This window comes from Paenibacillus sp. N3.4 (assembly GCF_008017805.1).
In the GTDB taxonomy this organism is placed as follows: domain Bacteria; phylum Bacillota; class Bacilli; order Paenibacillales; family NBRC-103111; genus Paenibacillus_E.
Genome location: NZ_VRTT01000001.1, coordinates 350,464 through 364,949 on the forward strand (window position 1 = coordinate 350,464; position 14,486 = coordinate 364,949).

Below are 14,486 nucleotides of genomic sequence, written 5' to 3' on the forward strand. Positions count from 1 at the left end.
CGAATGGATTTTGGATCACTCATCTTGACTGCCATTTTAGAACGATTGGATAGGCAATCGGACTCGGCAGCCGTTATTTGTCCTTATTACTTGCCCTTAACCTGCCCTGCGGACATGCGTTCCGTTAAGGGCAGCGAAATCCTAGATATCCACCTTTTTTCTCGAATAAAGGCGCTGATGTCCGCTAACCTCCTAATAAGCCATTTAACACTTTAATAACGGCTCCACGATCCGACCGCCCTGACCCCTTGCACCTCTAACCTTCTGTCAATCACCGATTTCAATGTTTAACCCCCTTTTTATGTGGAAATTTTTTCGAAATAAGCGACTAATGAACAAACCTTCCCTCTTTGGGTATAGCCACCTTCTCAAAATTCTCAACTAAATAAGTTAGTTTATTCGTCAGTTCGTCGCCGCGCATCGGAGTGCCATGACCGGATACAGCTAATGAGGGATGAAGTGCTCGCAGCTTCTTCACCGATTCCTCTGCCGCTTGCCAGTCCGTCGTGAAATACTTAGGCGGCCCACTTATTTCTTTGGTCTGAAGGAATACTTTGTATAAGGATTCTTGTTTTACGGTTACAAAGGCATCACCGACGATGAGTGAGCGATCTTTTTCTCGAAAAAGAGAGATATGTCCGGGCGTATGTCCCGGTGTATGCAGCCATCTCCAATCCGGCAGCCCTGGAATGCTCCCGTCAGCAGGAAGCTGCTTCACATGATTTTCTAAGTTAATCCCATGATTAGGAAAAAACGGGGAAAGCTCGCTTACCAGTCCCCCGTCTACTGTCGAATCTCCCTTTGGATAATCGGCTTTCCCTGTTAAATAGGGAATCTCCAGTTCATGTGCATACACAGGAACATCCCAATGCTCCAACAAATCCTCTATAGCCCCAACATGATCAAAATGCCCATGTGTCAAAATAATTGCCTGCGGCTTATGGCCAGTGCCATAATGATCCTCTGCTGTACGAATGATGCTGTCCGCAGAACGAGGCATGCCCGCATCAATCAAGAACCACTCCTTCTCCTTGCTCGTCGCATTACCCAGAAAACAAATATTCACAAATTGAATACAATAACTATAAATATCTATGGCCACTTCTTTGCTTTCGCCACTGGATAAGGTAGTTAACGGAATAAACGTATGCTCGTAGGTAGAATCCACGCTTTTTTCACCTCTTGATTGAATTTGTGTTACTATCCCCTTTTTTTTGCTTCATTATTTGTTTTGTTGATAGGCGAATACAGAGAATAAACTTAATCTTCGATATTTATAAACAGAGTTTACTTTTATAGGTTCATGGGGTGGGTAAGTCAATACCCTCTTAGATTAATTGGTTCTAATGACCAAACGATATTGTAAGACGATATGTACCTATCTATTTGCTTAAACCTATTCTGCGTTCAATATACTCGCGGCTAAAATAATATGGTAGAAAAAGAAAAACCGCCTTGCAAGGCGATTCTAGTGGAAGAAAAGATAAGTTACTTGAAAGATAGAAATTTTCGTTGGTGGACATCATCAAAACTTTTTAAATCTCTTGATTGTTTAACTTCATAGGACTTAAGGTTAACTAGAGTATACCCACGCTGTCCAATAAAGTAACCCCAAGCGTCCTCTACTTTAAAAGCTGATATATCTTCATCAAGAGATCGATGTATTGGGTCTCCTGCAAATTAAATAATACCTTCACCTTTTTATTATGTTCATTATTACCATGTAAAAGTTGAACGGTTCCATCACCAAAAGATTTATAAGTATCTTTACCTGATGAATGCTTTATTTTTTGATCTTGACAGGATGAAAGGGAAAGGACAATGAACATTAACAAAATAATCTTGAGTATCACTTTTAGCATCTTTATCTTGGCTATTTGTAATTCGTTAGGTTTGTTTCCCCATTCTTTTAACCAAAAATTATTATGTTCTACATCGAATAACATACCTTTCAAACACCAATTGAATCTTTCTTGTATGTGTACAACATCAGGTTCACTCTTGTCTCTCCAATTAATGAAATTGTTGGAAGTAGGTAGGGCATTAGACAAGAACTCCATTAAATCAGGCGAAAACTTAAATTGGAATTTCTGTTGAATATCCCTAAACTCAAGTTCAGTTAGCCCATCAGAAAAACGAACTCCTTTTTCCTTCAATCTATTTATCAAATCAACATAATCCATACTTATACCTCCTTAATAAAGTTGACTCGACTCTTTTAATTGATTTACGTGGACATACATTCAAGCAATTTTACTGTATACTTTATTAGATTAAAATCGTATTCCATCTCCAACATACCTTTCCAAATATATGCACTTTCTTTGTATCCTTCTGTGTTTTGATAAAGCAGGTTCAAAAATTGTCTAATATTATCGGCAACCTCTTTTTCTCTACTCGAGGTTATTATGGATTCTAAGAACTTCTTTGTTTTTCTAAGTATTTCTTCATCGTTTTCACCATTATACTTCTCATCAATCACTCCAAAATGAAGTGATAATTCTGTCCAATCTTTTCCTTCAAATACTGGTTCACTTTCTAATCCAATTGGATGGATTCTCCTAAATAGAACTGAAAACATATTTTCTTTGATTAAGTAATTGATCACTTCTTCAATTAGGTTTCTGCTACATTTTTGGATAAGTATCATGTTACTGGACCAATAATATTTGCCATGTAAACATTCGCCACTTATTATGTTCTTCTCAACAAGTGTCCCAAGATTTTTGTGGGTAAAAAATGAAGCAATCCATTTTGACGTATCTTGAAATTGAACAATTACATCAGTGTTAGAATCAAACCCATCCTACTCACCTTCAGCCCAATGTGCTGCTTCAATCCATAATGTATAAAAGTTATCTTCCATTTTTGAAATCGTACCCTCTCTACATAAAATCGTGCTTTTAAATTTTACAACTTTGCTTATTTATGAGAAATATATATCAACAAGATTGTAAAAATAACTGCTTGAGTTAAAGCAATAATTAAATCCTTTTTCCAATGAGTCTTTGCCCAAGAGCTGAATAATCGTAAAAGAAGGAAACTGCCTATAAAAAAAACTGAACCAATTTAAAAATGCACCTTGCAATGAATTCACTCCTAACTTAATAAATCATTCTTTGATTTTCGCCCAGAACGAAATGCTAACGCCGCGAACAATATCGCTATAAAATCTCGTAATAGACTTCATTTCACTAGTTTTCCTTTTTATTCCACCTTGCTAATTATACCATCAAACACTACGAAAAAAGCTAATAAGAGTAGCGAGTCTAGAAGTCTACTTTCTTGCTATTAATCTCCCTATGTATATTCATTTCCAGTTCAAAAAACAAAAAAAAGCCAAGAACCAAAGGTTCTTGACCATCTCTCCGACTTTACTTCGCAATCTCATCCGTCGCCTTAATGTTTCGCAGAATACTTACCTCAACACGGCGGTTCTTGGCTCTGCCGTCTGTGGTGTCGTTCGTAGCAATCGGGCGATATTCTCCATAACCGACCGAAGAGTACGAAGCTGGTTCAATTTTGCTGTTATTGAGCAGTATTTTCAGGAAATTGACGGCGCGTTTGGCGCTCAAATCCCAGTTCGTTTCAAAGTCCGTTCGATGAATCGGTATATTATCTGTATGACCAGAGACTTCAACTTGATAGCCCGGATAGCTTCCTAGCAATTCGGACATCGAAACCGCTAGTTTTTGGGAGTCCTGCTTAATCGTTGCCGATCCGGAATCGAATAGCGCGCGGTCGCTGATCGTGATCGTCAACTTGTCTTTATCCAGTTTCGTTGTAAGCTGTTCGCTCATGTTGTTGTCTTTAATGAAGGCATCCATACTTTTCTTTAACTCTTGGAGATCCTTCTCTTCTTTTTGCAGCTTAGCGGCTAGCTGGCTATCCTCATTACTTTCCGTTTTGTTAGGAGGATTCTGATTTTTATTATTGTTTTTGGTGGAATTTGCAGCATTTTCAATTGGAACCTTGTGCGATACTTGAAAGGGGGCTTCGCCTCCGGAAAAGGCGTTATTCAATGATCGCATAATAGAATCATATTTTTTGGAATCTACCTGACTGGATGCAAATAAAATGATAAAAAGTGCTAGAAGCAAAGTAAGCAAATCCGCATAGGGAATGAGCCAGGATTCATCAACGTGTTCTTCATGTTCCTCATGCTTCTTCTTTTTACTCACTGTGGAGCTGCCTCCTTCGATTCTTCGTCATACGCAGCGCGGTCTGAATTGGCAACGAAGATCATCATTTTTTGCTTAACGGAGTTAGCAGATACACCTGACTGAATAGAAAGCAATCCTTCCACAATCATGAGCTTGATTTCTACTTCTTTCTTCGACTTCTGCTTCAATTTATTAGCAAAGGGATGGAAGATTACATACCCCAAGAAAATCCCGAACATTGTAGCTACGAAGGCCGCTGAAATCAAGTGCCCCAGCTTCTCCACTTCGCTCAAGTTACCAAGAGCAGCAATCAAACCAACAACAGCGCCTAGAACGCCGAGTGTAGGTGCATATGTACCCGCTTGCGTGAAAATATGGGAATATTTCTTATGTCTAGTTTCCATTTCGGCAATATCTTCAAGTAAAACATCGCGTACAAAATCAGGATCATTGCCATCAATAATAAGGCGCATACCACTTTTCATAAAAGGATCGGAAAGCTCTTCCGCTTGTTTTTCCAAAGAGAGCAGCCCTTCACGTCGTGTAATAGAAACCCAGTTAATGAAAGTTTCGATCAGTTCCTTTTTGGGCATTAATTTTTGCTCGGTAAAAATAATTTTTAATAAGGTCGGAATCTTCTTCATTTCATCCAAAGAGAAGGCAAGGAACAAGGCGGAAGCCGTACCGCCAAAAATAATCAAGGCAGCTGCAGGATTCAGTAGTGCAGCCAAGCTTGCCCCCTTCAAGACCATACCCACCCCAATTGAAACAAAGGCCAAAACGATTCCGATAAGCGATGATTTCTCCATCTGTGCCGCACCTCTCCATGTTCTCTAATTAGTTGTTCGTTATATGGCTGTCTAAAGACTTCATAAGTCTCGACATTGTTGCTTCCTCTTCACCTAGCTTGGAAAAAAAGCTGTGATCCACCTTCATGACAATATCTAAGGCTTGAGAGACAATCTGCACCCCGGCAGGCGTCAATGCAATGGATTTGGCTCTGGTATCCGTCGGGTGTTCCTTCCGAATAAGAAACCCTTTCTTCTCTAGATGACGGAGGACCTGCGAGGCCATCATAGGATCGATATTCGCATGACTGGCAATTTGAACTTGCGTCACATCCCCATGTGTAGATTGGGCGTTCAACCAGTCTGTGGAAGCTAGCAAAATAAATTGAACATGTGTAAGATCAAAATCATGCAGGGCATGTCGAACATTTTTTTGCCATAAATTCGTCACTTGCCACAGTAGAAATCCGGGGCTATCGTAAGGCTTTCCATATTCAGATGTCATAGAACCTCCGATGATTCGACAAAATAGTTATATATGTACATATAATAAGCTTATTTATTATAAATAACAATCATTTTGTCGAATATATAGGACGAAGGTCATACGCTAATAAATGCGGAAAATATGTATTTCTTTTGCATGTTGGATTCCTTGTCTTACATGTTTTATACTTGATTCAGAGCAATTCCTGCTTAAATCGATATCAGCATAGGACAAGTCTTATACATAGGAGTGATACGAGTGGAAAAACGAATTTTTGGTCAAACGGGGCAGCATTTTCCGTTATTAAGCTTCGGCGCTCAACGTATCGTTGATGAACACCATTGTACGGAAGAAGAAGCTACTCAAATTGTGAATCGCGCCATTGACGAAGGCATTACGTATTTCGATACGGCTCCGAGCTATTCAGACGGTCAATCCGAAGAACGACTAGGTAAAGCGTTGGCCCTCCAAGGGCGACGAAACGACGTATGGATCGCTACCAAAACCCACGATCGCACGAGAGACGGGTCCTTAAAGCTGCTGGAAGCAAGTCTTAAACGTCTGCAAACGGATCATGTTGAAGAGTGGCGGCTTCATAATATTATGACGATGGAGGAGCTTGATAGATGCTTCGCCAAAGGCGGAGCAATGGAAGCACTCCTGGAAGCCAAAGAGCAGGGCATGATTAAGCATATTTCGATCAGCGGGCATACGAATCCGCGCGTTCAGTTAGAAGCGATTGAACGCTACCCATTCGATAGCGCACTCGTTGCCTTATCTGCGGCCGATCATCTCGTCTACAGCTTCGCGCACGAATTTCTGCCGAAAGCCATTGAGAAAGGCGTGGCGATCATCGGCATGAAGGTCATGGCGCTAGGCAAGCTTGCTCCTTGGTATGAGAAGGCCTTGCAGTATACCTTCTCCTTGCCGATCTCCACAGCGATCGTAGGTATGGAATCGATGGAACAGCTGGAGAAAAACCTTGCTATTACCAAGAGCTTCAAACCCATGAGCGATCTTGAACAGCTCGAATTTCTCAAAGAAATTATGCATTTGGCGAACCCCGATGTCCTACGTTGGAAATCCAAAGATTGGGTATCCGGTGAGTGGTACGTTCGCTAATCGGATGCCAAAAAGCCAGCGGTGAGCGCCTTGTACTAAGGCCATTCACCTACTGGCTTTTTTTTCGCATGAATACGAACCTAGATTACTCTTCGAAAATTTTGGTCAGCAGCTCGCTTAACGTATTAAACGCCTGCTCTTCTTGCTCCCCATCCACTTCAAGCGTTACTTCTTCGTTCTGCTGTATACCCAACGTCAGCATGCTGAGCGAACTCTTCCCGTTCACTTTCTTACCGCCTTTGAGAACGTTAATTTTACATGGAAACGCGCTTGCCGCCTGCACGAATACTTTGGTCGGACGAGCGTGGAAGCCGGATGGGTTTAGGACTGTAAATGATTGTGAAATCATATGAGGTCACTCCTTGTCTTGGATGCTACGAATTGGTGAATACGTTCTTGGCTGCTCATCGCTGCAATTTCCTCTGAGTAACCAGCCCACTCTTGGTGGGACAACTGTTTGATTAACGCACGTGCCGGCAAAATAGAGCTGGCACTCATACTGAACTCATGAAGTCCCATTCCTAACAAAATCGGAATGGCCTTCTCATCGCCGGCCATTTCCCCGCACATGCCGACCCATTTGCCTTCCTTCTTAGCAGCTTGAATCACCATGCGGATCAAGCGTAGGATAGCCGGATGACATGGCTGATACAAGTAGGAGACAGTCTCGTTCATTCGATCCGCTGCCATCGTATATTGAATCAAGTCATTCGTTCCGATGCTGAAGAAATCAGCTTCTTTCGCTAGGAATTCCGCTGCCAGAGCTGCTGCCGGAATCTCAATCATAATGCCGACCTCGATGTTGTCGGATACGGCAATGCTTTCTTGAATAAGTTTCTCTTTCTCTTCCTGAAGCAAACGTTTTGCCTCTTGAAGTTCTTCCATTACGGCGATCATCGGAAACATAATTTTCAACTGACCGAAGCTGCTCGCTCTGAGTAAAGCTCTAAGCTGCGTGCGGAATAAATCCGGCTTGTTCAGACACAAACGCACAGCCCTTAGTCCGAGGAAGGGATTGCTTTCGACCGGAAGCTTCATATAAGGTAGTTCTTTATCTCCGCCTATATCCAATGTCCGGATGACAACAGGTTTGTTGTTCATCCGCTGCAGCACATGTTTATACACTTGAAACTGTTCTTCCTCCGTAGGAAGTGCGTTCCGTCCCATATAGAGAAATTCGGTTCGGAATAGACCGATTCCTTCCGCTCCGTTAGCAAGTACCTTCTGTAAGTCTTCCACGCTGCCAATATTGGCCGCGAGCTCTACGCGGTGTCCATCACGGGAAATCGTCGGTTGATCCAGCAGCTTGCGCAGCTCACTTCTACGCTGCTCATATGCTGCTTTGCGAGTATGATAGTCCGTAAGCTCAACATCGCTTGGTTCTACGAGCACAGACCCTTCCAAGGCATCCATGACAATCATCGTACCAGTCTCGATATCTGCTGCCGCTGCACCCGCTCCAACGATTGCGGGCACTTCAAGCGAACGAGCCATAATCGCCGAATGTGATGTACGGCTGCCTACTACCGTAACGAAGCCTAGTACGTAGTCCAAATTAAGCTGTGCTGTATCCGATGGCGTTAAGTCTTCAGCAATCAATACACATGGCTCATTAATCGCCGACACAGCTGCATAAGAAACGCCGCGCAGACGACTCATGACTCGGCCTGCCACGTCACGCACATCGGACGCGCGTTCCCTCAACAGTTCGTTATCCATCGTGCTGAGCATTTCAATAAAGCTATTTGCTACTTCATGCAAAGCAAATTCCGCATTCATATGATCATTCTCGATGTTCTCGATAATAACATCAATCAAATCAGGATCTTCCAGAAGCAAGATATGCGCTTCGAAAATCTCCGATTTTGCCGCACCCATCCGCTGTTCTGTCATCACTCTGATCTGTTCCAGCTCTTGCTTGGCTTCCTCTACCGCTTGGCTGAAGCGCTCTGCCTCTATGTGAACGTCTGCCACTTTATCCGATGTGGGCTCGTATTGTTCGTTATTTAATCGAAAAGCCTTGGCGATCGCAATTCCGGGGGACGCGGCAATTCCGGAAAACCGTTTAGTCAACATTTTAGCCATTGTAGTACTCCCCTTTCTTATTCCTGCTGTTTAGCTTGCTTAAATTGCTCAAATTGCTTCATGATTGCAGCATGTACGGGATGATCCTGAGCAATCCCTGTATATTTAGTTATCGTTTGGGCCAAGCCGATGCTTTGCAGATCCGCTTGTATCTCTACGGCATCCGGGTCCGTTGCTTCATCAAAGAGCAGTGCAGCAGCCATCGCCATTGTTAAATAGGTCGGAAACAACCCTAACTCATAAGCCTGGATAGCGGGGCGAACAAGACGATCGTTGCCGGAAAGCTTACGAATTGGGGATCTGCCTACCCGCGTCACTTCATCCGTTAAATAAGGATTTACGAAACGATTTAAAATTTGTTGTATATACTGGCTATGCTCTTCCGGGTTAAAACCGTATTTGTTGATCAGCAAGGCACCTGTTTCTTCCATAACCTTCTGTACCAGTTCCGCGATTTGCAGATTTGCCATCGCTTCCTGAATTGTAGCAAATCCATGCAGGTAGCCAAGATAGGCTGCTACGCTATGTCCAGTGTTAACGGTGAACAGCTTGCGTTCAATATACGGCTCTAATTCATTGACATAATGGATGCCTTCAATCCGGTGGAACCCTGCTATCATTTGCGACTCATCCACGACCCATTCGTAAAAAGGCTCCACCTTAACCTCCAGAGGGTCATCGTTATGCTGAATGGGCACAATACGATCGACAGCTGCATCGGGAAAAGCGACATGCTGGCTCACTTGTTCCTGCAGCGCTGGGCTGAGGTGGCTGTATACATGCTCTTTGAGCTGTGTGCTTCCGCCAATCGCATTCTCACAAGCAATAATGTGCAGCGGTTTCGCTCCGCGAGCCACACGTTTTTCCAAGCCTTTGGCGATGCCTGCTGCAATGTGCTTGAGAATGTTCACGCCAACTGCTGTCGTGACCAAATCGGCCTCATCCACGGCCTGTGCCACAGCCTCCAACTGTTTACCATTTATCGCAGAGACATTCGTAACCGTAAATGTTTCTGCTGTTTCATTCGCCAATCGTACCGTATATGCCTTCTTCTCCCGGAGCAGCTCTACCAAGCTATCATTGACATCAGAGAAAATGACCTCATAGCCTGCTCGAGATAAAATCAATCCAATGAAGCCCCTGCCTATATTTCCTGCGCCAAAATGGACCGCCTTCATGACTCCATCCCACTTTCAAAAATACGAACCATTTCCTCCGGCGTAGATGCTTTCATAATTAGCTCAACGTTCTCATCCTCTGAACAAATCATCGCAACATTGGTCAAAATGTCCAGATGATCATTTCCCGCGGCAGCAATGCCAATCACGAGATTTGCTTTTTCCCCTTCACCGAAATCGACACCCTGCGGGATCTGCACAATGGATAAACCCGTTGATATGATAAGAGACTTGGAATCTTGCGTACCGTGTGGAATCGCTAAACCATTTCCCATGTATGTGGAAAGCGTCTGTTCACGTTCCAGCATTTTATCGATATACGCGGCGGATGCATGACCGGCATCTACAAGCAATTGTCCGGCCATGCGGATGGCTTCGAATTTATCTTTGGGCTGCGCGTTTAGCTTAATTTTATTGATAGATAGAATACTCATAGTAGGTTCTCCTCTATATCTTATTTATTTTTTATTTTCTAAAAATGCTGCAAGCTCTAATGACAAAAACTGTTTGATGTCTGACTGGCTCCCTGTTTTCAGCAGCTCAATCATTTCCGGTATCAGCAGGAAGGAGCTAATTTCGCTTAGAATCTCCAAGCTTTCACTCGAAAGCTCCTGCGGACCGAGCATAAGCAACACTTGCCTAACGCCGGAAGGTGTTAATTGATCCAGCAGCAAATCTTCTTTTAACCGAAACAAGGTTATCGCAGGAACCTTCACCCGTTCACTCCGTATGTGAAATAGTGCAAGACCAGTGTCAGGGATAACTTGGCTGCTCATCTTTTCTCTAGCCAGTAGAAGCTGTACGATCGGCTCTACTTCATCGATGATATGAGCTTGCTTGGCGTAGTTACAAAAAGCTTCAAGTGTCTCTTCCAAACTGTCCACAGGCAGCTCCAACCAATGAACCGTGAACTGGTCAATGATCCTGACAATTTCGTTGACGTACTGCTGAATCCGATGCAGCTGATCCTTTTTGGGAGACTGCTCTGAACTAACATCTTCTTGTTCCTTACTCTCTTTTTGCAGCGTCACATTTTGGATGAACAGTCTTAATCGCTCAGCCTCCTCCTTCGTCAGGAGAGGACTTAATTTAATGAACTGCTCCTCATCCAAGGGTAAATCAACCGTCGAAATGATCAAATCGTACTCTCTTTCAGGAATGCGGGCTGCCTCAAACCATGAAGCATGACCGATAATATCAATCTGTGGAAGCTCCTTTGTCAGCCGTACCGCCAGCATTTTTGATGTCCCAATGCCACTTGTACATACGATGATCGCTCTGACATTACGGCGGAACTGTTTCTGTCTCTCCAGTGAAGCCCCAAAATGCATGACCAGAAATCCTATTTCTTCATCCGGAATTACGATATCCGTTATCGTGTCATCTACGGCTGAACGTATCATTTCAAATAAAGTTTCGTAGTCTTTTTTAATTTGTGCTAACAGCGGGTTGCGAATGTTTGCTCCGGCTTGCAGCCTTTTCAAGGCTGACTCCAAGTGAGTAAGCAGACCGTCTCTCAGAGATCGATCCTCACTGAACTTGATGCCATGGCGCTGTTCCATATTGCGAATCAGCTTCCAAACCATTTCCATATAACCCAGCTCATCCATAGGGAGCAATTGATTCGGGTGAACCCGCTCTTCCGGTTCAAGCAGCTCACCGATATAGGCGGTTTCAGCTGTGCTGAATGCCACGGGAATAGCTTCACTTAAACACTTAATTGTATGCATAAGAAGCTCGCTTTGACGGATAGAAACCTGATCTGCATGTAATTCAATCGGCTTCTTTTGTTGAATCCGCGCTATGGTAATAGATAAGTTAATGAGCAGGTACGTGTACTCACTCTCCGACAGCTCATTCAAGCCCTGATCTTCAGCTTGCCAAAGGGCCGTCTCGACCTTCCTGAAGTAATCTTTGCCAATCAGCTCAAGCAGCTTGGTTGTAGCAGGCGAATGCATGTCATTCTCCTTGCCAAAAAGATCAGATTCGTCCAAATAGTTTCTCGCAAGCCTGGCAAGCATTTTGCGTTTATTCACCTCTGAACCATTTAAACCAACCCCATACCCTCTTCTCCTTACAAGAATAAGCTTGGCCAAACGAATCCACTCTTCCAATTCATCCAAGTCATGTGTAATCGTCGGAATGGTCACACTGAGCTCATGTGACAGTGTAAACAGCTTCACAGGTTCATCCTCCTGAATCAATGTACATAGAATGTACAGCTTACGATTCTGTGCGGAGTATTCAACTGCTGTTGCACCGTGCAGCTTTCTTCTGAATGCATCCAGCTTCTCAGGGGTACCGTTAAGCTGGATGCCCTTACCGGATTTTTTTTGCAGCGTTAATTCTGAAGCCGCCAAAATCTTCTCCAGCTCCAACAGCTCTCTGTGAACAGTTCGAGTGCTTACGTTGATTTCAGCAGCAATTTCCCCTGCCGTTATATCATCCGTACGATTTAACAGCATTTCAAGAATTTGACGGTGCCTATGAGACAGGCTCATGGACATGCTCCTCGTTACCAAAATGGAGATAACGCCGGCAATTTGCCAGCGTTAGAGATTCGTATTTTAACTTAACCGTTTGACGAGCTCCTCATATTCCGGGGCTTTCATGAAATTCTCAATCGAAATATGTTCGGCTTGCGGTGCCTTATTACGTGCACGATCCGTCAACGATTTATGCGTAACAACGATATCGGCATCGTTTGGAATTTCACTGATGGCCGTGTTTACAACGGTTACGTCGACGCCCGCTTCCTTCATTTTCTTTCTCAAAATGGAAGCCCCCATCGCGCTTGAACCCATACCGGCATCACACGAAAAGACGATTTTCTTCACCTCGGAGGCAGGTTTTAGCGAAGCTTCTGCCGCCGCGGTTGGAGCTGCCGATGAAGCTGCTGCCGTCTGTTGTGCTGCAGACTGGCTTGGTGCTTGCTTCATTTGTTTCATTTTGGCCGTCGCCTGCTCCAAACTCTCTTCTTCATCAACTTGCTTGCTTGTTTTCAACAGCAGAGCGGCAACAACGAACGATACGATCGTAGCTGAGATGACCCCAGTGAAAACGGAGAGCAATCCGCCTTTAGGCGCCATAGCAATATAAGCGAAAATACTGCCAGGTGAAGGTGGAGCTACTAATCCTGCGTTGAAAAGGGAGAAAGTGAATGTCCCTGTCACGCCACCTGCGATAACCGCTAGGATCAAGCGCGGATTCATCAAAATATAAGGGAAGTAAATTTCATGGATACCGCCAAAGAAATGGATAATTGCCGCGCCGGGAGCAGATAGCTTCGCGCCACCGCGTCCTACCAGCCAGTAAGCTAACAGAATTCCTAACCCTGGTCCCGGATTGGACTCCAGCATGAACAGAATGGATTTGCCTGTTTTGGATGCTTGATCCAAAGCAATCGGGCTGAGCACACCATGATTAATGGCATTGTTCAAGAATAACACTTTACCTGGTTCAATCAGCACGTTGGCTAAAGGTAGCAGTCCCGCATTGACGAGTGCCTGAACGCCAGAAGCAAGTGCTTTACTCACAACTTGGACAGCAGGCCCTACTACCGTATAAGCTAGAACTGCCAAAATACCGCCGATAATGCCTGAGGAAAAATTGTTAACGAGCATTTCGAAACCAGACTTGACTTTGCCTTCAATCGACTTGTCAAAACGCTTCAGTACCCATGCCGCGAAGGGTCCAACCATCATCGCGCCAAGGAACATAGGAATGTCGGTACCAATCACGACACCCATCGTCGTGACGGCCCCGATGACGCCTCCGCGCGTTCCGTGAACCATAGTTCCTCCTGTATAGCCGATCAGAAGAGGAAGCAAGTACGTAATCATTGGTCCAACTAGCTTTGCCAAATATTCATTTGGAATCCACCCTGTTGGAATGAATAATGCGGTGATAAGTCCCCATGCAATAAATGCACCAATATTGGGCATCACCATGCCACTTAAAAAACGTCCAAAACGTTGTACGTTAACCCGGACTCCCCCGGAAGAAGTTTGTTGCTGTGCAGCTGTTGTACCCATTAGGATAACCTCCCTTGATCTGTATCATGATCTTATCGTAATGCAAAAGCGCTTACATGATCAATCTAATCAAAATCCTTTTTCGTCATGAACCTTGTTGACAAGATTTTTACTTGTTTCAAACAAGCCTAGTTATTGTCCTCTCTAAACCCTATGATTTTCGTATGAAAAATCACTGATAACATGATCAATAAATTCCTAAATTCACCTAACTCATAGCGAATAAATCCGCATAAATGGCATCCTCGTCGCTAACTAGCTATGTAAATTGTTCCATTTGGAAAGATGCTCCTTAATGGTAGTATTCTTAGATTCAGTGAGTTTGATACTCCCTTATTTCGTTCGGGTTGAGGGGCACTCCTATTACCGAAAAACGTCCATGAGGAAAAATCTTCAAAGAAAATGGCTCCTGCGGCCTCGTCAGTGAGCACGGTTTTGAGACTGTCGAAAATCAGCTTTACAGCTCAGCATAGTCGCCCATTCTCTCCCTTTGCTTCACTGTAAGCACGTTTTCCGTGCTTACAGCGCCGCTGACTAGCCTCTTCCCTTCCGTAACGCGGAAAATCAGCTTTACAGCTCAACTTTTCGCACATTCTCTCCCTTTGCTTCGCTGTAAGCACATTTTCCGT

13 protein-coding genes are annotated in these 14,486 nt (G+C 43.9%); 1 reads left to right on the top strand and 12 read right to left on the bottom strand.

Features of this window, described 5'->3' with window-relative positions; genetic code table 11:
* Positions 1-328: 328 nt before the first annotated feature.
* From FU659_RS01630 to FU659_RS01655, 6 genes are all read right to left on the bottom strand, one after another.
* The gene (locus FU659_RS01630) at positions 329-1,168 is read right to left on the bottom strand and encodes an MBL fold metallo-hydrolase (protein ID WP_147945920.1); all 840 of its coding nucleotides are present in this window, start codon (positions 1,166-1,168) and stop codon (positions 329-331) included.
* Positions 1,169-1,622: 454 nt separating this feature from the next.
* On the bottom strand, positions 1,623-2,183 hold the full coding sequence (locus FU659_RS01635) for a hypothetical protein (protein WP_147945921.1): 561 nt from the start codon (positions 2,181-2,183) through the stop codon (positions 1,623-1,625).
* 44 nt (positions 2,184-2,227) lie between these two features.
* A complete protein-coding gene (locus FU659_RS35035) occupies positions 2,228-2,650 on the bottom strand; it encodes a hypothetical protein (RefSeq protein ID WP_187273832.1) in 423 nt (140 codons plus the stop codon).
* Between the two features lie 724 nt (positions 2,651-3,374).
* Complete coding sequence (gene motB, locus FU659_RS01645) at positions 3,375-4,181, bottom strand: flagellar motor protein MotB (RefSeq protein ID WP_147945922.1); 807 nt, start codon at positions 4,179-4,181, stop codon at positions 3,375-3,377.
* Entirely contained in the window at positions 4,178-4,972 is a 795-nt protein-coding gene (motA, locus tag FU659_RS01650; RefSeq protein ID WP_147945923.1) for a flagellar motor stator protein MotA, read from the bottom strand. The genes motB and motA overlap by 4 nt, the downstream gene beginning before the upstream one ends.
* Before the next feature lie 28 nt (positions 4,973-5,000).
* Positions 5,001-5,456 carry a MarR family winged helix-turn-helix transcriptional regulator gene (locus tag FU659_RS01655; protein ID WP_147945924.1) on the bottom strand — a complete coding sequence of 152 codons (456 nt, stop codon included), beginning with the start codon at positions 5,454-5,456 and terminating at the stop codon, positions 5,001-5,003.
* A 240-nt stretch (positions 5,457-5,696) separates the two neighbouring features.
* Here FU659_RS01655 and FU659_RS01660 point away from each other — a divergent pair, with 240 nt between their 5' ends.
* A complete protein-coding gene (locus FU659_RS01660) occupies positions 5,697-6,560 on the top strand; it encodes an aldo/keto reductase (protein WP_147945925.1) in 864 nt (287 codons plus the stop codon).
* Positions 6,561-6,645: 85 nt separating this feature from the next.
* Here FU659_RS01660 and FU659_RS01665 read toward each other — a convergent pair whose 3' ends face one another.
* From FU659_RS01665 to FU659_RS01690, 6 genes are all read right to left on the bottom strand, one after another.
* Positions 6,646-6,909: an HPr family phosphocarrier protein gene (locus FU659_RS01665; protein ID WP_147945926.1), complete on the bottom strand. Its 264-nt coding sequence runs from the start codon at positions 6,907-6,909 to the stop codon at positions 6,646-6,648.
* Positions 6,906-8,633, bottom strand: coding sequence for a phosphoenolpyruvate--protein phosphotransferase (gene ptsP, locus FU659_RS01670; RefSeq protein ID WP_147945964.1), 1,728 nt, complete (start codon positions 8,631-8,633; stop codon positions 6,906-6,908). Before ptsP ends, FU659_RS01665 begins: the two co-directional genes overlap by 4 nt.
* 29 nt (positions 8,634-8,662) lie before the next feature.
* On the bottom strand, positions 8,663-9,823 hold the full coding sequence (locus tag FU659_RS01675) for a mannitol-1-phosphate 5-dehydrogenase (RefSeq protein WP_147945927.1): 1,161 nt from the start codon (positions 9,821-9,823) through the stop codon (positions 8,663-8,665).
* Positions 9,820-10,257 (bottom strand): PTS mannitol transporter subunit IIA, encoded by a 438-nt coding sequence (locus FU659_RS01680; RefSeq protein WP_147945928.1) that lies wholly within the window; start codon positions 10,255-10,257, stop codon positions 9,820-9,822. The genes FU659_RS01675 and FU659_RS01680 overlap by 4 nt, the downstream gene beginning before the upstream one ends.
* Positions 10,258-10,281: 24 nt before the next feature.
* Positions 10,282-12,324 carry a BglG family transcription antiterminator gene (locus tag FU659_RS01685; RefSeq protein WP_147945929.1) on the bottom strand — a complete coding sequence of 681 codons (2,043 nt, stop codon included), beginning with the start codon at positions 12,322-12,324 and terminating at the stop codon, positions 10,282-10,284.
* A gap of 66 nt (positions 12,325-12,390) precedes the next feature.
* Complete coding sequence (locus tag FU659_RS01690; RefSeq protein ID WP_147945930.1) at positions 12,391-13,857, bottom strand: PTS mannitol transporter subunit IIBC; 1,467 nt, start codon at positions 13,855-13,857, stop codon at positions 12,391-12,393.
* Positions 13,858-14,486: the final 629 nt, after the last annotated feature.